Source organism: Microbacterium sp. PAMC21962, assembly GCF_019443465.1.
In the GTDB taxonomy this organism is placed as follows: Bacteria; Actinomycetota; Actinomycetes; order Actinomycetales; family Microbacteriaceae; genus Microbacterium; species Microbacterium hominis.
This window is the reverse complement of the sequence record NZ_CP080381.1, coordinates 2,251,534-2,270,588: the sequence shown is the minus strand read 5'-3', so window position 1 is coordinate 2,270,588 and position 19,055 is coordinate 2,251,534. Positions and strand designations below refer to the sequence as shown.

General features: G+C 71.4%; 18 protein-coding genes. 11 read left to right on the top strand and 7 right to left on the bottom strand.

The features are described 5' to 3' along the window. Positions 1 to 68: 68 nt before the first annotated feature. Positions 69 to 320: a hypothetical protein gene (locus KY498_RS10905; protein WP_101305319.1), complete on the top strand. Its 252-nt coding sequence runs from the start codon at positions 69 to 71 to the stop codon at positions 318 to 320. Further along, positions 317 to 1,660 (top strand): hypothetical protein, encoded by a 1,344-nt coding sequence (locus KY498_RS10900; RefSeq protein ID WP_191009384.1) that lies wholly within the window; start codon positions 317 to 319, stop codon positions 1,658 to 1,660. Before KY498_RS10905 ends, KY498_RS10900 begins: the two co-directional genes overlap by 4 nt. A gap of 9 nt (positions 1,661 to 1,669) precedes the next feature. On the opposite strand, the gene KY498_RS10895 is transcribed toward KY498_RS10900, so the two are convergent. After that, positions 1,670 to 2,068 (bottom strand): phage holin family protein, encoded by a 399-nt coding sequence (locus KY498_RS10895; RefSeq protein WP_191009385.1) that lies wholly within the window; start codon positions 2,066 to 2,068, stop codon positions 1,670 to 1,672. 84 nt (positions 2,069 to 2,152) lie between these two features. Between KY498_RS10895 and KY498_RS10890 the strand changes: the two genes are divergently transcribed. The 6 genes from KY498_RS10890 (at position 2,153) to KY498_RS10865 (ending at position 9,175) form a co-directional block, all read left to right on the top strand. After that, positions 2,153 to 3,220 (top strand): histidinol-phosphate transaminase, encoded by a 1,068-nt coding sequence (locus tag KY498_RS10890; RefSeq protein ID WP_101305321.1) that lies wholly within the window; start codon positions 2,153 to 2,155, stop codon positions 3,218 to 3,220. A 193-nt stretch (positions 3,221 to 3,413) separates the two neighbouring features. After that, positions 3,414 to 4,541 (top strand): thiamine pyrophosphate-dependent enzyme, encoded by a 1,128-nt coding sequence (locus KY498_RS10885; protein WP_191009386.1) that lies wholly within the window; start codon positions 3,414 to 3,416, stop codon positions 4,539 to 4,541. After that, positions 4,541 to 5,518, top strand: a complete 978-nt coding sequence (locus tag KY498_RS10880; protein WP_060959764.1) for an alpha-ketoacid dehydrogenase subunit beta — start codon at positions 4,541 to 4,543, stop codon at positions 5,516 to 5,518. Before KY498_RS10885 ends, KY498_RS10880 begins: the two co-directional genes overlap by 1 nt. Before the next feature lie 27 nt (positions 5,519 to 5,545). Beyond that, the gene (locus KY498_RS10875) at positions 5,546 to 6,874 is read left to right on the top strand and encodes a dihydrolipoamide acetyltransferase family protein (protein ID WP_101305323.1); all 1,329 of its coding nucleotides are present in this window, start codon (positions 5,546 to 5,548) and stop codon (positions 6,872 to 6,874) included. A gap of 31 nt (positions 6,875 to 6,905) precedes the next feature. Then, positions 6,906 to 7,532, top strand: coding sequence for a MarC family protein (locus KY498_RS10870; protein WP_101305324.1), 627 nt, complete (start codon positions 6,906 to 6,908; stop codon positions 7,530 to 7,532). Positions 7,533 to 7,657: 125 nt separating this feature from the next. Next, on the top strand, positions 7,658 to 9,175 hold the full coding sequence (locus KY498_RS10865) for an HNH endonuclease signature motif containing protein (RefSeq protein ID WP_191009387.1): 1,518 nt from the start codon (positions 7,658 to 7,660) through the stop codon (positions 9,173 to 9,175). 103 nt (positions 9,176 to 9,278) lie between these two features. Here KY498_RS10865 and KY498_RS10860 read toward each other — a convergent pair whose 3' ends face one another. Genes KY498_RS10860 through KY498_RS10845 form a run of 4 tightly spaced genes read right to left on the bottom strand, consistent with a single transcriptional unit; the run spans position 9,279 to position 12,042 of the window. Then, positions 9,279 to 10,262 (bottom strand): formylglycine-generating enzyme family protein, encoded by a 984-nt coding sequence (locus KY498_RS10860; protein ID WP_191009388.1) that lies wholly within the window; start codon positions 10,260 to 10,262, stop codon positions 9,279 to 9,281. After that, positions 10,259 to 10,609 carry a DUF202 domain-containing protein gene (locus KY498_RS10855; RefSeq protein WP_191009389.1) on the bottom strand — a complete coding sequence of 117 codons (351 nt, stop codon included), beginning with the start codon at positions 10,607 to 10,609 and terminating at the stop codon, positions 10,259 to 10,261. The genes KY498_RS10860 and KY498_RS10855 overlap by 4 nt, the downstream gene beginning before the upstream one ends. A 6-nt stretch (positions 10,610 to 10,615) precedes the next feature. Beyond that, positions 10,616 to 10,984: a YidH family protein gene (locus KY498_RS10850; protein WP_191009390.1), complete on the bottom strand. Its 369-nt coding sequence runs from the start codon at positions 10,982 to 10,984 to the stop codon at positions 10,616 to 10,618. Beyond that, the gene (locus KY498_RS10845; RefSeq protein WP_191009391.1) at positions 10,981 to 12,042 is read right to left on the bottom strand and encodes a LacI family DNA-binding transcriptional regulator; all 1,062 of its coding nucleotides are present in this window, start codon (positions 12,040 to 12,042) and stop codon (positions 10,981 to 10,983) included. The genes KY498_RS10850 and KY498_RS10845 overlap by 4 nt, the downstream gene beginning before the upstream one ends. Positions 12,043 to 12,224: 182 nt before the next feature. Between KY498_RS10845 and KY498_RS10840 the strand changes: the two genes are divergently transcribed. The 3 genes from KY498_RS10840 to KY498_RS10830 are packed head-to-tail and all read left to right on the top strand — an operon-like array spanning position 12,225 to position 16,653. Continuing rightward, positions 12,225 to 13,565: an MFS transporter gene (locus tag KY498_RS10840; protein ID WP_191009392.1), complete on the top strand. Its 1,341-nt coding sequence runs from the start codon at positions 12,225 to 12,227 to the stop codon at positions 13,563 to 13,565. Positions 13,566 to 13,596: 31 nt separating this feature from the next. Continuing rightward, positions 13,597 to 15,810 carry an arylsulfatase gene (locus KY498_RS10835; RefSeq protein WP_191009393.1) on the top strand — a complete coding sequence of 738 codons (2,214 nt, stop codon included), beginning with the start codon at positions 13,597 to 13,599 and terminating at the stop codon, positions 15,808 to 15,810. Between the two features lie 27 nt (positions 15,811 to 15,837). Then, positions 15,838 to 16,653: a purine-nucleoside phosphorylase gene (locus tag KY498_RS10830; RefSeq protein WP_191009394.1), complete on the top strand. Its 816-nt coding sequence runs from the start codon at positions 15,838 to 15,840 to the stop codon at positions 16,651 to 16,653. Between the two features lie 17 nt (positions 16,654 to 16,670). On the opposite strand, the gene KY498_RS10825 is transcribed toward KY498_RS10830, so the two are convergent. Together KY498_RS10825 and KY498_RS10820 are read right to left on the bottom strand one after the other, a co-directional pair. Then, the gene (locus KY498_RS10825; RefSeq protein WP_191009395.1) at positions 16,671 to 18,116 is read right to left on the bottom strand and encodes a sulfatase; all 1,446 of its coding nucleotides are present in this window, start codon (positions 18,114 to 18,116) and stop codon (positions 16,671 to 16,673) included. A gap of 122 nt (positions 18,117 to 18,238) precedes the next feature. Then, positions 18,239 to 18,976, bottom strand: coding sequence for an SDR family NAD(P)-dependent oxidoreductase (locus tag KY498_RS10820; RefSeq protein ID WP_191009396.1), 738 nt, complete (start codon positions 18,974 to 18,976; stop codon positions 18,239 to 18,241). Between the last annotated feature and the right edge of the window lie 79 nt (positions 18,977 to 19,055).

Here is a 19,055-nt window from a genome sequence, read left to right as displayed (position 1 = left end):
TGCGCCGGAACGTCCACATTCCCCCGGACGTCGTCCGCTGCCGCCGCTGCTTCCGGGACGATCGGGGGGTGAACCGCGTCGACGACATCGACCGCGCCCTCGCCCAGGTGCGGGAGGCGAGCGCGCTGCTGGCGGAGGTCCGTGCCCGCGCTCCCGCGCTGATCGATGAGGTTCCGGGCGGCAACTCCGCCGTGGCGCCGCTGCGCGATGAGCTCGTCGCCTGGACCCGGCTGCTGGCGGCCGCGGCGGCGGAGATCGACGAGTGGGAGCGCTCGCTGCGGCGCGAGCGTTGCCGCGCCCTGGCGGAAGCGGCGGGATGACGGGGGACGTCGACATCCGATCCGGCGGGCTGGTGGTCGTCGACACGGACACGCTCCGACACCTCGCGGCCACGCTCGCCCTGTTCGCGGCACGCCTCGCGGAGGCGGGGGAGGTGCTCGGACGCGCGCACGCGTCGTCGCTCGCGGGCGGGCTCTGGGTGGCGTCGCCGCAGGGCGGCGCGCGCGCCGCCGAAGACGCGGCCGCCGCTCTGGCGCGCAGCGTGCGCAGACTCGCGGAGGTCTACGAGCTCGCGGAGCAGGAGGCGCTCGCGCGCATCCGCGGCGCCCGCGGCGCGGGCGGCGCGGACGGCGCGGACGGCCTGCGGCTCGCCGCCCGGCGGCTCGCCGTCGCCCCCGACGTCGCCGCCGAGGCCGCGCACCTCGCGGAGGCGTGGAGCGAGGGACGCCACGCCGAGATCGAGGGTCAGATGCGCGCCGCCGCCGGGATGCTCGGCGTCTACGGCCCGCTCGGCCCGAGCCTCACACTGCTCACGGGCGCCGTCCGCGCGGCCGACCGGGGCACGATCCCCGCCGACGCGCCACCCCTGCGGCCGGTGGGGGCGACGGCATCCGTCGTGGAGCTGAGCCGGCACCGGGCCCCCGGCGCCGCGGCGGCTCCGCGCTCGCTCGTCGAGATCATCGACCGGATGCCGGGGGAGGACGGGCTCGACGGGGCGCGCGTCCGCGTCGAGGAGTACCGGTTCGCGTCCGGTGAGCGCGAGTTCTTCGTCTACATCGGCGGCACGCGGGCGGCCGTCGACCGCGACGAGCCGTGGGACATGGCATCCAACGTGCAGCTGTACTTCGGCGAGGAGTCGTCGTCGTACGAGGCGGTCGAACGGGCGCTCGCGGCGGCGGGAGCGGTCGCGGGCGATCGGCTGCACGTCGTCGGGCATTCGCAGGGCGCGATGATCGGAGCGCATCTGGCCCGTCAGGGCGGCTACGACGTGCGCACCCAGATCGGCATCGCGGGTCCCGTGCAGGCGGAGCTTCCGGCGGGGGTGCTGTCCCTGACGATCCGCCACACCGACGATCCGGTCGCGGCCCTGGCGGTGGGCGGTCCGCCCGGGGTGTCGGGCTCGACCCAGAGCCTGGTCGTGCAGCGCACCGCCCACCCGGCTCCGGCGTGGACCGATGCGATGCTGGTCGTGCACGGCCTCGACGCGTATCGCGACACCGCCCGGCTCGTCGACGCCGCGCCCGATCCGCGTGTCACCGCGGTGCGCGACCGGCTCGCGCCGCTCGCGGGCGCGGTGACGGTCACGTCGATCGTGTACGGGGCCCGCCGCACATCGTCGGCGGACGACGCACGCGTGCGTCGACGCTCCGGCGGGCTCTGAGGCCGCCGGTCAGCGGCGCTTCTTCTCCTGGGGTCGCAGCAGGATGCCGAAGACCCAGTTGATGAGCGAGATCACGATCGCCGCGACGACGCCGAGCCAGAAGTCCCCGACGGTGAGCCCCCAGCCCCACGAGCTCGTGACCCACGCGGTGATCCAGAGCAGGAGGCCGTTGATGACGAACGAGATGAGTCCGAGCGTCAGGATGTACAGCGGGAAGGCGACGATCTTGATGACCGTCCCGATGATCGTGTTCACCAGGGCGAAGATGGCCGCGACGGCGAGCAGGGTCAGCACGAGCTGCAGCGTCTCACCGGGGGCGAACGGGGTCACCCCCACCTCGAGGGCGGGCAGGAGCGTCACGACCCAGAGGGCGAAGGCGTTGACGGCGACGCGGACGATGAAGCGCATGGTCCCTCCAGTGTTCCACGCGGCCGCGTCGCCGGGAAGGCGTCGTCCCGCACGCGTCGAGCGGCGCCCTCGTAGACTCGTCCCGTGACCGAGCTGCCCGTCCGCATCCGCCCCGAGATCGCCGCCCTCCCCGCCTACAAGCAGGGCAAGCAGGCCGGTGCGGAGGCGTTCAAGCTGTCCAGCAACGAGAACCCGTTCCCGCCGCTGCCGAGCGTCGTGGCGGCGGTGCAGACGGCGGTCGCCGTCAACCGCTACCCCGACGCGTCGTCGCCGCGGCTGCGCGCGCGCCTGGCGGAGCGCTTCGGGGTGGGCGACGACGCCGTGCACATCGCGGCCGGATCGGTGTCGATCCTCTTCCAGCTGGCACAGGCCACGAGCGGACCGGGCGACGAGATCCTCTTCTCGTGGCGCTCCTTCGAGGCCTACCCGAGCCTGGCCACGGTCGCCGGCGCCACCGCCGTCACGGTTCCGAACGACGTGGACGGCGGCCACGACCTCGAGGCGATGGCGGATGCCGTGACCGACCGCACCCGCATGGTCATCGTGTGCAGTCCGAACAACCCGACGGGTCCCGTCGTGACCGCCGCGGGTTTCGACGCCTTCCTCGCCCGGGTGCCGGCCGACGTCCTGGTGGTCCTCGACGAGGCCTACGCGGAGTTCGTCACCGACCCCGACGCCGTCTCCGGTCCCGCGGTGCTGGCCGCCGGGCACCCGAACGTCGTCGTGCTGCGCACCTTCTCGAAGGCGTACGGCCTCGCGGGCCTGCGCGTGGGCTACGCCGTGGGCGATCCGCGCATCCTCGCGGCCGCGCGCAGCACCGGCATCCCCCTGTCGGTCACGGCCGCCGCCGAGGAGGCGGCCCTGGCGAGCCTCGACGCCGAGGACGAGTTGCTCGACCGTGTGCGCACCCTCGCCGGGCACCGCGACGACCTCGCCGCGCGGCTGCGCGAGACCGGCTGGGACGTTCCCGAGGCGCAGGGCAACTTCGTCTGGCTGCCCGCCGGGGAGCGCGCGCTCGAGGTCGCCGCGGCGTTCGAGGAGGCCGGGCTGATCGTCCGCCCGTTCGCGGGCGACGGCGTGCGCATCTCCATCGGCGAGCACGAGGCGCTCGACACGATCGTGCGCGTCGCCGCATCCGTCGCGCCGCGCTGAGGCCTCCTCGCCCGGGTTTCGGACGCCACGAGCGCCCGAAACCCGCCCCCACGCCGTTTCGGTCGCCAGAGGCGTCCGAAACTCCCCGTCGCGCGGTTTGCCCCGGCGCGTTGTGGCGCGGGCACGGCGGATCGCGGCTCCCGTTGTCGATCCCATGCAGTACGACGCATGCGGAGGGCGTTAGCGTGGGAACATGACCCCGCCTGACGACCCGGCCCTCGTGCGCGTCCTGGCGGCGGACGGGACGTTCGCCCCCACGCCCGAAGCCGAGCGCTATCTGCCGCTCATCGACGCGCTCTCCGATGCCGAGCTCGAGACGTTCTACCGCGACATGGTCGTCGTCCGCGCGTTCGACCGGCAGGCCACCAACCTGCAGCGGCAGGGCCAGCTCGCACTGTGGCCGCCCTCTCTCGGGCAGGAGGCCGCGCAGGTCGGGTCGGTGCGCGCCGCCCGCCCGCAGGACCACCTCTTCCCCTCGTACCGCGAGCACGTCGTCGCCACGACCCGCGGCGTCGACCCGATCGACATCATCCGCGTGATGCGCGGTCTCACCCACGGCGGGTGGGACCCCACCGACCCGAAGAACGGCAACGTGCGCATCTACACGCTGGTGCTCGGGTCGCAGACGCTGCACGCCACCGGCTTCGGCATGGGGCTCGTGTTCGACGGCCGCACCGGCACGGGTGACGCGAACCGCGACGAGGCCGTCGTCGTCTACTACGGCGACGGCGCGTCCAGCCAGGGCGACGTGCACGAGGCGATGGTGTTCGCGAACACGTACCGCACGCCCCAGGTCTTCTTCCTGCAGAACAACCATTGGGCCATCTCGGTGCCGGTCGCCACCCAGTCGCGCGCTCCGCTGTACCGCCGCGCCGAGGGCTACGGCATGCCGTCGATCCTCGTCGACGGCAACGACGTGCTCGCCAGCTACGCGGTGTCGCGGCTCGCGCTCGACGAGGCGCGCGCCGGCGACGGTCCCCGCGCGATCGAAGCGATGACCTACCGCATGGGCGCCCACACCACGAGCGATGACCCCACCAAGTACCGCACCTCCGACGAGGAGCAGTCGTGGGCCCGCCGCGACCCGATCGCGCGGATGCGCGCGTACCTCGAGGGCCGGGGGGCCGCGGCATCCTTCTTCGACGACGTGGATGCTGCCGCGCAGGCCTACGCCGACGACGTGCGGGTGCGCACCAACGCCCTGGGCACGATCGAGCCGGACTCGATGTTCGCCCACGTCTACAGTGAGGACCACCCCCTGATGGTGGAGCAGCGGCGCTGGCTCGCCGCCTACGAGGCATCGCTGGAGGGAGGCGTCTGATGGTCGAGTCCATGCCCCTGGCCAAGGCCCTCAGCGCGGGCCTGCGCGCCGCGATGGCCGCCGACGACCACGTCCTGCTGATGGGCGAGGACATCGGTCGTCTCGGCGGCGTGTTCCGCGTCACCGAGGGCCTGCAGGCCGAGTTCGGCGACCGGCGGGTGCTCGACACCCCGCTGGCGGAGTCGGGCATCGTCGGCACGGCGATCGGTCTCGCGATGGCGGGTTTCCGGCCGATCGTGGAGATCCAGTTCGACGGCTTCGTCTTCCCCGCGTTCGACCAGATCACGACACAGCTCGCGAAGCTGACGAACCGGCACGAGGGCGCGCTGCAGATGCCCGTCGTCATCCGCATCCCCTACGGCGGCCACATCGGCGCGGTCGAGCACCACCAGGAGAGCCCGGAGGCGTACTTCACGCACACGGCGGGCCTGCGGGTCGTTTCGCCGTCGACGGCGAACGACGCGTACTGGATGATCCAGGATGCCGTGCGCTCCCCCGACCCGGTGATCTTCCTCGAGCCCAAGGCGAAGTACTGGATGAAGGGCGACGTCGACGTCGACGAGCGGCCGCTGCCGTTGCACGCCTCGCGCCTCGTGCGCCGCGGCACCGACGTCACGCTCGTCGGCCACGGCGCGATGGTGACGACGCTCCTGCAGGCCGCCGCGCTCGCCGAGAGCGAGGGCACGTCGTGCGAGGTGATCGACCTGCGCTCGCTGTCGCCGATCGACTACGGCCCCATCCTCGACTCGGTGCGCCGCACGGGCCGCATGGTCTACGCGCAGGAGGCACCGGGATTCACCTCGGTCGGCTCTGAGGTCGCGGCGACCGTCATGGAGCGCGCGTTCTTCGCGCTCGAGGCGCCCGTGCTGCGCGTGTCGGGCTTCGACGTGCCGTTCCCGCCCGCCAAGCTCGAGGGCACGTACCTCCCGGATGCCGACCGCATCCTCGAGGCCGTGGACCGCGCCCTCGCCTACTGAACGTCCGCCGCGAAGGAGAACCACGACATGAGCGAGCAGATCTTCCACCTGCCGGACGTCGGTGAAGGACTCACCGAGGCCGAGATCGTGCAGTGGCGCGTCGCGCCCGGTGACGCCGTCGAGGTCAACGACGTGCTGGTCGAGATCGAGACCGCGAAGTCGCTCGTCGAGCTGCCCTCGCCGTTCTCCGGCACCGTGGGCGAGCTGCTCGCGCCCGAGGGGCAGACCGTCACGGTCGGCGCGGCGATCATCACCATCGCCGGCGACGCGGGGGATGCCGCGGCATCCGCTCCCGCCCCGGCCGAGCAGGCCGCGGCATCCGACGACGACGGCGGTGCGGTGCTCGTCGGCTACGGCACGGGTGCCGGGGCCACCTCCCGCCGCAAGCGCCCCGCCGAGCGGGGCGAGACGGTGCGTGCGTCGGTCGGCGTGGTCGCCAAGCCGCCGGTGCGAAAGCTCGCGCGCGACCTCGGGGTCACGCTGTCGGAGGTCACCCCGACCGGTCCCGCCGGGGAGGTCACCCGCGACGACGTCGTGCGCCACGCCGAGCAGGCGAGCGTCTTCCGCAACATCGCGACGCCGGTCGCTCCCGCCGAGCGCGAGCAGACGATCCCGGTCTCCGCGCCGGCGCCCGCCGCTCCGCCCGTGGGCGAGCGCGAGGAGGCGATCCCGGTCAAGGGCGTGCGCAAGGCCACGGCATCCGGCATGGTGCGCTCCGCCTACACGGCGCCCCACGTCTCGGTGTGGACCGATGTCGACGCGACCCGCACGATGGAGCTCGTCAAGCGGCTGAAGGCCTCGCCCGACTTCGCCGACATCAAGGTGTCGCCCCTGCTGATCATGGCGCGCGCCGTGATCTGGGCGGTCCGGCGCACGCCCCTGATCGGCGCCGCGTGGATCGACAAGGAGGACGGCTCCGCCGAGATCCGGGTGCGCAACTACGTCAACCTCGGCATCGCCGCCGCGACGCCCCGCGGCCTGCTCGTGCCGAACATCAAGGACGCGCAGGACCTGAACCTCCGCGAGCTCGCGAAGGCGCTCGAGAAGCTGACGCTGACCGCCCGTGAGGGCAAGACGACCCCGGCCGACCAGCAGGGCGGCACGATCACGATCACGAACATCGGTGTGTTCGGGATGGATGCCGGGACCCCGATCATCAACCCGGGGGAGTCCGGCATCGTCGCGATGGGCACGATCCGCCAGAAGCCGTGGGTCGTCGACGGCGAGGTGCGTCCGCGGTTCGTGACGACGGTCTCGGGCTCGTTCGATCACCGCGTCATCGACGGTGACGGCATGAGCCGGTTCATCGCCGATGTCGCGTCGATCCTCGAGGAGCCCGCGCTGCTGCTCGACTGATCGAGCGGGCCGGCTGCGCCACAATGAAGGCATGCTGAGCGTCTTCGTCGCCGCGCTCGCGGCGCTCGTCCCGATCACGAATCCGATCGGCGCGGTCGCCGCCTACGCGGGTCTGGCGGCGCATCTCGACGAGGCGGACCGCCGCCGGCAGTCGTGGCTCACGGGCGTCTACGTCGCGGTGATCCTGACCGTCTTCGCCCTTCTCGGCACGCTGATCCTCGAGTTCTTCGGCATCTCGCTCGGGGCGCTGCAGATCGCGGGCGGCCTGGTCGTGATGCACGCCGGGTTCGGCATGGTCGTGCCGCGCGCTCTGGGGGCGGGGGCCTCGGATGCCGAGAAGGAGCACGCCGCGACGAAGACGGACATCAGCTTCTCGCCCATGGCGCTGCCGCTCATCGCCGGCCCGGGCGCGATCGGCGTCGTCGTCGGTCTTGCGGCGCGCAATCCCGGCATCCTGGACCGCGTCGCGATCGTCGCGGCCGTGCTCGTCATCGCCGCCGCGATCGCGGTGCTGCTGCGCTACGGGACGCCCCTCACCGAGAAGCTCGGTGCGACGGGCGTCGGCGCCATCACGCGCGTGATGGGCTTCCTCATCCTCGCGATCGGCGTGGAGATCCTCGTGCACGGTCTCGCGGCGGCGTTGCCGGGCCTCGCGTGAGCGGACCGTTTCGATGTCGCTCTTGCGTGTTTCGAATGTTTGTTCTATAGTGGGGTGAAGAAACCCCGCGCGTGCCCACCTTCTGTTGCGGGTCCTGTCCTCCGGTTGTGGCCGGGTCAGGGGTGATGATGCACGCGCTGACGAGTACCCGTGAGGGTGATGCGACCTGGCCCGGGTTGGATGCCGTGGTGGCCGGTGTGGTGGATGCGCGGCGGCGTGTGGCTGCCGCGCAGGCCGCGGAGGCGAGGCTCCTGGCCGACGCGGTGGAACTGGTCGCGGAGCGTGCCGCGGTGCTACGTCAGGAGGCGCAGCAGCGGGGTGGGTCGGTGCGGTCGTCGGATGCGGATCTGCCGTTGCGGGAAGTCGCGTTGGAGCTCGCGATGGCGTTGCGGGTGTCGGATCGGGGTGTGCAACGGCGAATGTCAGAGGCATACCTGCTGACCACCCTCTTCCCGCGGACGCTTGAGGTGTGGGCCAGCGGGGAGATCGATGCGGCTCACGCGTGGGCGATCAGCCGCACCGGCACGCTTCTCACCTCTGAAGCAGACCGGTCACGGTACGAAACCCTCGCTCTGGAGGCGGCCCGGTCGGAGTCGCCTGCGCGGATGAGCGCGGCGGCGAAGGCGATCGCGGCGACCATCGACCCGGCCGCGTTCGCCGAGGCCGCGCAGCGAGCGTACGCGGAGAGGTCCGTGCGTCTGTTCCCTCTCGACGATGGGATGGCCAGACTGATCGCGGATCTTCCCGCCCCGCTCGCCCACGCGATCCACGACACCCTGACCGCCCGGGGTCGGGTGATCCTCGATCAGCCCGACGAGGGCAGCGACGGTGCCGCGGATGCCGCCGACGCGGATGCCCTCGCCGATGTCGACACCGGTGTGAACACGCGCGTCGCGCGGGGCACGAGTGGCGGCCCGTGTGGCGAGAAGCTCATCACCAGCCCCGTCCGCGCCACGGGCCCCGCCCGCCCCATCGACGCGACCTGCACGCTCAAGACCACGACCATGCCCACGGCAACCGCCGTGAAGGACTCCCGCACTCTGGCGCAGGTGCGTGCGGACATCCTCACCGACCTGCTCCTGACCGCCACCGCGTCCACCCGAGCCACCGGCGCCGGTATCGAGGCGGTGACGGCGCAGATCCAGGTGACGGTCCCTGCCCTCACCCTCGCCGGCGACCCCGACGGAGGCCCGGCGATCTTGACCGGGTACGGCCCCATCGACCCGGGGCTTGCCCGACGCCTGGCCGCCCTGGCCCCCGGGTGGGATCGGGTGTTCACCGACCCGACCACCGGCATCCCCGTCGCCGTCAACCGCTACCGACCCAGTGCGGAAATCCGCCGTTACCTGGCTGCACGGGATGAACGCTGCCGCACCCCCGGCTGCACCCGCCCCGCCCACCGCTGCGACCGCGACCACACCACCCCCGCCAGCCACGGCGGCCCCACAGCACCCGACAACCTCGCCCACCTGTGCCGCCGCCACCACACCGTCAAACACCACACCGCCTGGCAGGTCCTACACCTCGGCCACGGAACCCTCCAATGGACATCACCCACCGGACGCCACTACGAAGACCACCCACCCAGCCTGGTGAGATTCGTCCCCGAACCCACCACGCCGGCCGACCCGCCACCCTTCTGAGCGGCGAGGGCCTTCCCGACGTGCACGACCGCGATCGACATCACGCACGCGGGCGCGCCGGCGGACGGCGGCGTCACCGCGCATCCCGACTCTCCGTCCGGCGTCAGCGCGGACGCGAGACCGTGCGAAAGCCCGCGTTGCCCATCGACGAGTCCGGCGTGTTCTGCGAGCGCGCCGAGTTCCGGTAGCGGTTGCAGTACGAGACGTGGCACAGATAGCTCCCGCCGCGCAGGACGCGGGAGGTGCCGGTCGCAGGCCCCGGCGGGTCGACCCGCGGCGAGCGCGCGTAGTAGTCGGGGTCGAACCAGTCTGCGCACCACTCCCAGACGTTGCCCACGGGCTGCCACAGGCCGTAGCCGTTGGGGGCGAACGAGCGCACCGGGGCGGTCGTGAGATAGCCGTCGTCCATCGTGTTCACGCGGGGGAACTCGCCCTGCCAGATGTTCACGGGCCAACCGTCGGTCCCGGGTTCGCGCTCCCCCCAGGGGTACTTCTCGGACGCCCGCCCGCCGCGAGCGGCGTACTCCCACTGCGCCTCGGTGGGCAGCGCGCGTCCGGCCCAGTCGCAGTAGGCGATCGCGTCGTTGAAGCTCACGTGGACGACCGGGTGGTCGGGCAGATCGTCGACCGTCGACGCGCGCCCTCCGGGATGCCGCCAGTCGGCCCCGCGCACGCCGATCCACCAGGGCGTTCCCGGCGCCCTGCCCAGCACGTCCTCCGCGGGGGCGGCGACCGCGAGGTGGAACACGGCGGAGAAGCCGAACGCCTCCGCGTCGGTGACGTAGCCGGTCGCCTCCACGAAGGCCGCGAAGGCCGCATTGGTCACGGTGGTCGCGTCGATGTCGAACGCGGCGAGCTCGACGGCGTGCACCGGGATCTCGCCGTCGCCGACGTTCGCATCGCCCGACGAGTCGCCCATCAGGAACGCTCCCGCCGGCACGTGGATCTGTTCGATGTCGTGAGCGGCGGCCCTCGCCGAACCGTCGTCCGCACGGCGCACGGGGCCGAGCGCGACGAACGCGTCGCGTCGCGGTCCTCCGCACGAGCAGTCCGGGCCGCACGACCCGCCGTCCTGTCCCGTCGTCATGGTGCCCCCGGTGTGTGCTGTGCGGTCAGGACGAGGACAGCGACGATCGCGGTGACGCCACCGCCGGCGACGAGCCCGGCCAGGACGAGCGTCAGCATCCCGACCGTGGGCACGACGCGATTGGCGGTCAGCTCGCGATACGTGTGCCGGAACCGTCGTTCGCTCAGGAGGTGGAGGGCGACGGCGGTGGCGATGATCGCGAGCGGGACCGGCAGCGCCCAGGGGCCGAGCGCGGACGGCAGCAGCCGCAGCGCGATGAGCCCCGCTCCGCCGATCGTGAGGAGGGTGCGCCGCCACGCCAGCAGCGTCCGCTCCAGCTGGAGCCCAGGGTCGAAGATCTCGGTCATGGCGATTCAGGCGATGAGGAGCCCGAGCACGATCAGCACGGTCACCACGGCGAGGACCACCGCGAGGGGGAGGGCGACGACGGGTACGGGCAGGGGCGTCTGCTGCCGCATCGCCCTCTCGGCCCGGCCCCAGCCCACCCACGCCAGCAGCGGCAGCGCGGCTCCGGTGGCGAGGAGGATGAGGGAGGCCGTCAGGCGCAGAACGGGATGCAGCGGAAGCCCGAGCGCTTCCAGCGCCACCCCGCCCGCGATGAGAGCGAGCGACGTGCGGATCCAGGCGAGGAACGTCCGCTCGTTCGCGAGGGTGAACCGGGGGTCGGGCTCCGTTCCGTGCCGGTAGATCCACCGGAGGGTCCGGCCTGCGCGCGGGTTCACCTGGTCTCGCCTTCTGCCGGATGCCGCGTGGTCTGTCTCTCCGAGAGGACGTAGGGCAGCGTCGCGTGCGGGGGATTGCGGCCCGCGATCAGCTGGGACAGGTGTTCGACCAGCGCCTCGCCGCTGGCTTCGGCCGTGACGCCGATGGTGGACACCGCGGGCGTGACGAGCTCGGCCAGCCCGACCTGCTCGCACGCGATGATCGCCAGGTCGTCGGGCACGAGGCGACGGCAGTGGTGGGCCGCGCGGACCGCACTGAGCGCGAGCGGGACGGTGCCCGCGATGATCCCGTCCGCCGGCGTGCTCGCTGACAGTTCGCGCAGCACGAGCTGGGTGGAGGTCGCGTCGGAGTACTGCGTCTGGAGGACGACGGCATCGAGGCCCGCTCGTTCGACCGCGGCGCGGTAGCCGGCTGCCCACCGCGCACCCACGTAGGTGTCGGCGTCGCCGATGAGCAGGATCGGCCGCCGCGACCCGTTCTCGATGAGCCGGGTCGTGGCCGCGTCGGCGATGGACGTGAAGTCCACCCCCACGCCGAACAGGTCGTCTTCGGGGAGGCGGCCGGAGATGACGATCGGCGTTCCGCCGGCGCGGGTCTCCGCGATGACAGCGCCCGCGCGGGAGCGCGACACGTCGTCGCCCGTGGAGATCACGATCCCGTCGACGCCCTGACGAGGAAGCTGACGCAGGAACGTGATGAGCCGCTCCTCGCTGTGATCGAGATCGCAGAGCAGCACGTTGAGGCCGCGTGCCTCCGCGGCGCGCGCGACCGCTTTCGCGACGGCGCTCTGGAACGGCTGCGACGCATCGCCGACCAGCAGTGCGATGGTGTCGAAACGTCCCGTGCGCAGGCCGCGGGCGCGGCTGCTCGGCCGGAAGCCGAGCTCGTCGATCGCGCCCTCGACGCGGGCGATCGTGTCGGCGGGGACGAGGTCGGGATGGTTGAGGACGCGTGAGACCGTGGTGCGCGAGACGCCCGCCAACGCGGCGACGTCCAGGATGGTGGCCGTCCCCGGGGAAGGGGCCGACGGAGAGGTGGCCGGTCGCGATGCAGCCATGCGAGTTCCTCCTCACGTCGTGGTCACACCACGGTATCCGGTGGACGTTCGCGTTCCCGACGGTGGGGCGGAATCGAACACCGCTTGCATGATGCCCTGTTGATCCCCTACCGTAGCGGAATCGATTCCCGGAATCGATTCCAGCGATATTTTTCCCGCCCCGCCTCACACTGGAGTGACCGATGAACCGACCGCACCACCCGCGAGTGCTCACGAAGCAGCAGATGTCGACCCGCGCCCTCGCCGGCGCCACGATCGGCTCCATCCTCGAGTACTACGACTTCTTCGTCTTCGGAACGCTGTCCGCCCTCGTCTTCGGGCGGGTGTTCTTCCCCCAGGACAACCCCGGCGTCGCGTCGCTCCTCGCGCTGGGGACCTTAGCCGTCGGCTTCATCGCCCGTCCGCTCGGCGGCATCATCCTCGGCAACTTCGGCGACCGCATCGGCCGCAAGCGGATCCTGCTCTTCAGCTTCATGCTCACAGGTGGCGTCACGCTCATCATCGGATTCCTGCCGACCTACGCCCAGGTCGGCGTCGTCGCCCCGATCCTCCTCGTCGTCCTGCGTGTCGCGCAGGGCGTCGGCATCGGAGCGGAGTGGAGCGGCGCCGCCCTCCTCGCCGTCGAGCACGCGCCCGACGGGAAGCGGGGCTTCTTCGGCAGTGTCGTGCAGGCCGGCGCGCCGATCGGTGTCATCCTGTCCAGCGGCTCCGTCGCGTTGCTGACGGCCACGATCGGCCTCGAACAGCTCGTCGAGTGGGGCTGGCGCGTGCCGTTCCTGGCGAGCGCGATCCTGCTGCTGGTCGGCATCTGGCTGCGCTTCAGCGTCGACGAGTCCCCCGAGTTCGAGAAGATCGAAGCCGCCGACGACAAGGTGAAGGTCCCCGTCTGGGAGGCCGTCCGTCGCTATCCCGCGCAGATCCTGGCCGCCGTCTTCATCCATGCCAGCGACGCCACCCTCGGACTCGTGGTCGGCGTGTTCGTGCTCGGCTACGCCTCCAACGTCCTCGGCATGGACCCGACGGTCGTCCTGCTCGCCAACATCCTCTCGTCGGTGACGAGCCTCATCATCACGCCCATCGCCGGTCGTCTCGGGGACCGTGTCGGCCAGCGTGCGGTCCTCGTCGTCGGGCTGGTCGCCCTGGTGCTGTGGGCGTTCCCGATGTTCCTGTTGATCGGAACCGCCACCGTCGGGGGCCTGTTCCTCGCCACCGGCATCTCCGGTCTCATCATCGGCACGCTGTTCAGCCAGCAGGCCACCCTGTTCGCCCACTACTTCCCGCCGCGCGTGCGCTACTCGGGCATGTCCGTCGGCTTCCAGCTCGGAACCGTGCTCGGCGGCGGCTTCGGCCCGGTGATCGCTCAAGCGCTCACCGGCGCCGCGAACGGCGCGACCTGGACGGTGTCGATGTACATCGCCTTCATCGCGGTCATCGCCCTGGTGTTCACCATCACGGTGAAGCCGCGCCACACCGTCTCCATCGCCGCCGCGAGCGCGCCCGCGACGGCCCCGGCCGCCCGGTGACCGTGCCGTCCCCCGCAGAAAGCAGTCACCGATGACGACCCTCGACCCTTCCTTCCGCGGATCCGTCGGCACCACCGTGGCGGATTCCGTCCCGTGGTGGCCCGAGCCGAACACGACGCCGCGACGGAACCTCGTCGTCGTGATCCTGGACGACACGGGGTGGTCCGATCTCGGATGCTTCGGCTCGGAGATCGCCACCCCCCACATCGATGCGCTCGCGCACAACGGGGTGAGATACAGCAACTTCCACGTCACCCCCCTGTGCTCGCCGACGCGGGCCTCCTTCCTCACCGGGAAGAACAACCACGCCGTCGGGATGCGGTTCCTCGCCGACACCGACACCGGCTTCCCGAACTCCCGCGGATCGGTGCGGGCGGGAACGCCCGTGCTGCCGCAGGTGCTGCGCGAGCAGGGGTACGGCACCTATCTCGTCGGCAAGTGGCACCTCGCCCCGCTCCACGAGATCACTCCCGCGGGTCCGCACGGCAACTGGCCGCTGGCGCTCGGCTTCGACCGCTACTACGGCTTCCTCGACGGGTGCACCGACCAGTACGAGCCGGAGCTCTACGAGGACAACCACGCCGTCCCCACCCCCACGCGGGACGGGTACCACCTCAGCGAGGATCTCGTCGACAGGTCGATCTCGTACCTGCGCGACCACCTCTCGTTCCGGCCGAACGATCCGTTCTACCTGCAGGTGGCCTTCGGGGCGACCCACGCGCCGTTCCAGGCGCCGCGCGCGTTCATCGAGAAGTACCTCGACGAGTTCGCGAAGGGGTGGGACCAGACGCGACGAGAGCGCCTCGCGCGGCAGATCCTCACCGGCGTCGTCCCGTCGGGTACGCCTCTGACCGAGCGCAACGAGGGCGTCAGCGCGTGGGAGGAGCTCACCGACGTCGAGCGCGAGGTGTTCACCCACCTGCAGTCCGCCTTCGCCGGGTTCCTCGAGCACACGGATGCGCAGATCGGACGACTGCTGAACGCCCTGGAGGAGTTCGGTCAGACCGATGACACCGTGTTCGCGCTCTTCTCCGACAACGGCGCCTCGCGCGAGGGCGGCCCGACGGGCGACGTCGACACCAACGGACCGTACAGCGGCATCCGTCGCCCCGCGGCGGCGATGGTCGGCGAGCTCGACAGGGTCGGCTCGGTCACCGGCGGCGCGCACTATCCCGAGGGATGGGCGATGGCGGGGAACACGCCCTTCCGGCGCTACAAGCAGTTCGTCGACCTCGGCGGCGTGCGCTCGCCGCTCGTCATCTCCACGCCCGAGACGTCGCGGGCCGCGGTGCGGACCCAGTTCATGCACGTGGTCGACCTCGCACCGACGCTCTACGACCTCATCGGGGCGACCGCTCCCGACGGGATGGACGGTGAGAGTCTCGCCGAGAGCATCGTGGATGCCACGGCCCCCGTCGGCCGCACCACGCAGTACTGGGAGACGCTCGGCCACCGCGCGATCTGGCACGACGGGTGGCGTGCGGTGACGGCTCACGAGGTCGGCGCGCCGTACGCCGACGACACCTGGCGCCTCTACGACACGCGCACCGACTTCGCCGAGGCGCGCGACGTCGCGGCGGAGCACCCCGACGTGCTCCGCCGGCTTCAGGACCTCTGGTGGCAGGAGGCGGGCCGTCACGACGTCCTGCCGCTCGATGACCGCCCGCTGCGCGTTCTCATCGAGCTCGCCGGACCCCACGGGCTGATCGCGCAGGACCGTCTCGAGCTGCGTCCGGGTCAGAGCCACGTCCCCGGCGCGACCGGGGTCACCGGCTCCCACCGCACCCTGACCGTCCGCGCCCGGCTCGCCACCGACGTCAGCGCCCTCACGGGAACCATCCTGTCCTCCGGCAACGCGCAGGGCGGCTACTTCCTGGCGGTGCAGGGCGGCGTGCTGCGCTTCGAGCACAAGCTCCTCGACACGCACCTGGCGCTGGTCGGCGACCGGCCGATCCCGCCCGATGCGCAGACCGTCGGATTCACTCTGCACGCCGCGGAAGACCGTCGGGCCCGCGTCCGTCTGACGATCGACGACGTCCCGGCATCCGACGAGCTGGTGATCCCGACGTCGTCCTCGCACCTCTCCTTCTGGGGCCTCGACGTCGGTGCCGGCGTCGTCTCCGGATTCAGCCCGCTGCAGACCATCGCCCTGCCGGCGCAGACGATCGCGCTCGTGACGATGGATGCCTCGCCGCAGGAGGACGACGCGCGCGAGCGCGCCGACGTCATCCTCGCCTCCGAATGACCGATCCGACCCAGAGAGGGCTCCCCGATGTCTGAACCGTCCCCCACCCACCAGGCCGCCGCTGCTGCCGCCGACATCGCACGTCTGACCGGCGTCGCCGAGCACGACATCGCCGTGACGCTCGGCAGCGGCTGGAAGACGGCCGTCGAGCACCTCGGCACCACCGTCGCCGACATCCCCGCCGCCGAGGTCACGGGCTTCCGTGCCTCCGCCGTCCAGGGGCACGCCGGAACGCTCCGCTCCCTCGTCACGGAGGACGGGACCCGGGTGCTCGTGCTCGGCGCGCGCACCCACTTCTACGAAGGACACGGCGTCGCCGCGACCGTCCACGGCGTCCGCACGGCCGCCGCCGCGGGGGTGAAGACGATGATCCTCACCAACGGCGCGGGCGCCCTCGACCCCGACCGCATCCCCGGCACGGCGGCACTGATCACCGATCACATCAACCTCACCGCGGTGTCTCCCGTGACCGGCGCCCGCTTCATCGATCTGACCGACCTCTACTCGTCGCGGCTGCGCACCCTCGCGCACGCCGTCGCGCCGGAGCTCGGCGAGGCCGTGTACGTGCAGCTCACGGGTCCGCACTACGAGACCCCGGCCGAGGTCCGCATGCTCCGCGGCCTCGGCGGCGACCTCGTCGGGATGTCCACCGCGCTCGAAGCGATCGCCGCCCGCGAGGCGGGGCTCGAGGTCCTCGGGCTGTCGCTGATCACGAATCTCGGCGCCGGCCTCCAGTCCGGGGCGCTGAGCCACCAGGAGGTGCTGGAGGCCGGGAAGTCGGCCGAGGCGACCCTCGGTCCGCTGCTGGCGCGCGTCATCCGCGCGATCGCCGCCGACTCCTGAGGGGGGTGGGCGCTCGTTCACACGGAGGACGACGCCCAGCCCGCCGTCCTGAGGGCGCTCTCCGCGCGCCAGCGGGAGATCACCTCTTTCAGGCGGGCTTTGGTTCCGGCCGCGGCGGGATCGTCCCACAGCGAATGCTCCTCGTGCGGGTCGGTGCGGAGGTCGAACAGCTGACCCTCGTCGGAGTCGATGAACTCCACGAGCTTCCACTCCGTGTCCCGCACCATGGTCATCAGAGCCGTCTCGGTGAGGATCATGTCGCGGGCGTGCTCGGCGAAGACGTGCGCGCGTCCCTCCCAGCCGTCGCCCGTCAGCGCCCCGCGCAGTGAGGTGGCCTCCATCCACGGGGGGATGTCCGCGCCGGCGAGCTCGAGGATCGTGGGGCCGAGGTCGAAGAGCGAGGCGAGGCCGTCGACCCGCGATCCCTGGCGGACGAACTTCGGGCCCCACACGATGGCGGGCACGCGCACGCTTCCCTCGTACATCGTCCACTTCTGGCTGTGGCCGTGGTCGCCGAGCGTGTCTCCGTGGTCGGAGGTGAAGATGACGATCGTGTTGTCGAGCACTCCCCGTGCCTCGAGGGCGTCGAGCAGGCGGCCGATCTGCGCGTCGATCATGGAGATGTTCGCGAGATAGTGGCGGCGCTGTCGCAGGCTCCGGTGCCGCTCGGGGTCTTCGTCGTGCACGACCGAGTCGTGGTCGTTGCGCACGTGCTCGGCGCGGAGGGCCTTCAGCACGGACGGCTGGCCGTCCCGGTCGGCCGCGGAGTTCACCGGCTCCGGCACCTCTCGCCCCTCGAAGAGATCGAGATACGCGGGCACGGCGTCGTAGGGCGGATGCGGCCCGGGGAAGCCGATCTGCAGGAAGAAGGGGAGGTCGGTCAGACCCGGGAAGACGTCCACCCAGTGCCGCGCCATGTTTCCGACGAAGTTGTCGACGTGCAGCTCCTCGGGAAGCTCCCAGACGAACGCCCCGAGACGATCCTGGTAGTCGGGCACGTCGCGCAGCGTCCGACGGTCGGGCTTGACGTACCCGTGGCTCCACAGCGCCTTGTCCCAGTTGTCGAAGAGGAAAGGCAGCTCGGGATTGCCGCGATCCTTGTTCTCCATCACGTGGCGCTCGTGGAATCCGACGGCGGCGTCATAGGGGAACGTGTGCATCTTCCCGACGTTCACGCAGCGGTAGCCCTGAGCGGCGACGCGCTCGACCCAGGAGTGTCGCCAGACGTCGTCGTTGCGGTAGACGCCGGTGGTGTGCGGGTACAGGCCGGTGAACAGGCTCGCACGGGAGGGCGCGCACGACGGTGAGGTCACGTACATGTTGGTGAAGGCGGTGCCTTCCCGCACGAGGCGGTCGAGGTGGGGCGTGATGGCATGCGAGTGCCCGAGCGCGGCGATGGTGTCCCAGCGCTGCTGATCCGTGATGATGAACACCACATTCGGCGGGGTGTCTGACTGAGGCATGAATCATCTCCGATTCGTTCACACGGCTCTCGTGCCTGACGCAGGCTCGAACTCTGAGGGAAAGCTAGCACAGGTGCTCACATATGAGAGCCTTCATCCCGTTTTGCCGCTCGTATGAGCGCTCACCGCATGCTGAGGCCGCCGTCGACGTCGAGGCAGGCTCCCGTGACGTACGCGGCGTCCGACCCGAGCAGGAAAGCGATCGCGGTGGCCACCTCGCGGGTCGAGCCCAGACGCTCGAGCGCGATGCCGGCGGCGGCGTCGCGGCGGACGTCGGCGAGGGCGCGGCCCGTGTCCTCGGCGACCTTCTCCATGACGGATGTCTGCATCGGGGTGGCGATCAGTCCCGGGCAGACCGAGTTCACGCGGATGCGAGGCGACAGCTCCCGGGCGAACGCCTTGGTGAGGTTCACCACGGCGGCTTTCGAGGCCGAGTACGCCATGGAGGCGGGGAAGCGCGCGAGGTGCGCCGAGGTCGAGGCGATGTTCACGATCGCGCCGCCGTCGACCAGTCCCGTGCCGGCGGCGCGGCAGAGATGGAACACCGATTTCACGTTCACGTCGATCGTGCGGTCCCACATGTCGTCGGTGATCTCGTCGACGGGGGCGGAGAGTGCGATGCCGGCGGCGTTCACGAGCCCGACCGCGCCCTCGAGCGCGGTGGCGACGGTGGCGCGGCCATCGGCATCGCTGAGATCTGCGGCGACGACGCCGCCGGAGTCGTCAGCGGAGGGGCGGACATCCGTGGCGAAGACCTCGTAGCCTCGTTCCCGCAGCGTCGCCACGATGGCCCCGCCGATCGCGCCGCCCGCTCCGGTGACGACGACGCGGCCGAGGGGGCGGGGTGTGGAGCTGCTCATGGTCGTCATGCCTCTCGAATCAGAGTCGCTCATATGAGCGCATTTGTGTCACACTGGATGCTGACTGTTCTACCCCGCC

Coding starts and splice junctions, on each gene's coding strand:
- KY498_RS10840 (WP_191009392.1), top strand. CDS start 12,225: ATGAACCGACCGCACCACCCGCGAGTGCTCACGAAGCAGCAGATGTCG.
- KY498_RS10900 (WP_191009384.1), top strand. CDS start 317: ATGACGGGGGACGTCGACATCCGATCCGGCGGGCTGGTGGTCGTCGAC.
- KY498_RS10845 (WP_191009391.1), bottom strand. CDS start 12,042: ATGGCTGCATCGCGACCGGCCACCTCTCCGTCGGCCCCTTCCCCGGGG.
- KY498_RS10825 (WP_191009395.1), bottom strand. CDS start 18,116: ATGCCTCAGTCAGACACCCCGCCGAATGTGGTGTTCATCATCACGGAT.
- KY498_RS10835 (WP_191009393.1), top strand. CDS start 13,597: ATGACGACCCTCGACCCTTCCTTCCGCGGATCCGTCGGCACCACCGTG.
- KY498_RS10870 (WP_101305324.1), top strand. CDS start 6,906: ATGCTGAGCGTCTTCGTCGCCGCGCTCGCGGCGCTCGTCCCGATCACG.
- KY498_RS10855 (WP_191009389.1), bottom strand. CDS start 10,609: ATGACCGAGATCTTCGACCCTGGGCTCCAGCTGGAGCGGACGCTGCTG.
- KY498_RS10820 (WP_191009396.1), bottom strand. CDS start 18,976: ATGAGCAGCTCCACACCCCGCCCCCTCGGCCGCGTCGTCGTCACCGGA.
- KY498_RS10830 (WP_191009394.1), top strand. CDS start 15,838: ATGTCTGAACCGTCCCCCACCCACCAGGCCGCCGCTGCTGCCGCCGAC.
- KY498_RS10875 (WP_101305323.1), top strand. CDS start 5,546: ATGAGCGAGCAGATCTTCCACCTGCCGGACGTCGGTGAAGGACTCACC.
- KY498_RS10885 (WP_191009386.1), top strand. CDS start 3,414: ATGACCCCGCCTGACGACCCGGCCCTCGTGCGCGTCCTGGCGGCGGAC.
- KY498_RS10880 (WP_060959764.1), top strand. CDS start 4,541: ATGGTCGAGTCCATGCCCCTGGCCAAGGCCCTCAGCGCGGGCCTGCGC.
- KY498_RS10865 (WP_191009387.1), top strand. CDS start 7,658: ATGATGCACGCGCTGACGAGTACCCGTGAGGGTGATGCGACCTGGCCC.
- KY498_RS10895 (WP_191009385.1), bottom strand. CDS start 2,068: ATGCGCTTCATCGTCCGCGTCGCCGTCAACGCCTTCGCCCTCTGGGTC.
- KY498_RS10860 (WP_191009388.1), bottom strand. CDS start 10,262: ATGACGACGGGACAGGACGGCGGGTCGTGCGGCCCGGACTGCTCGTGC.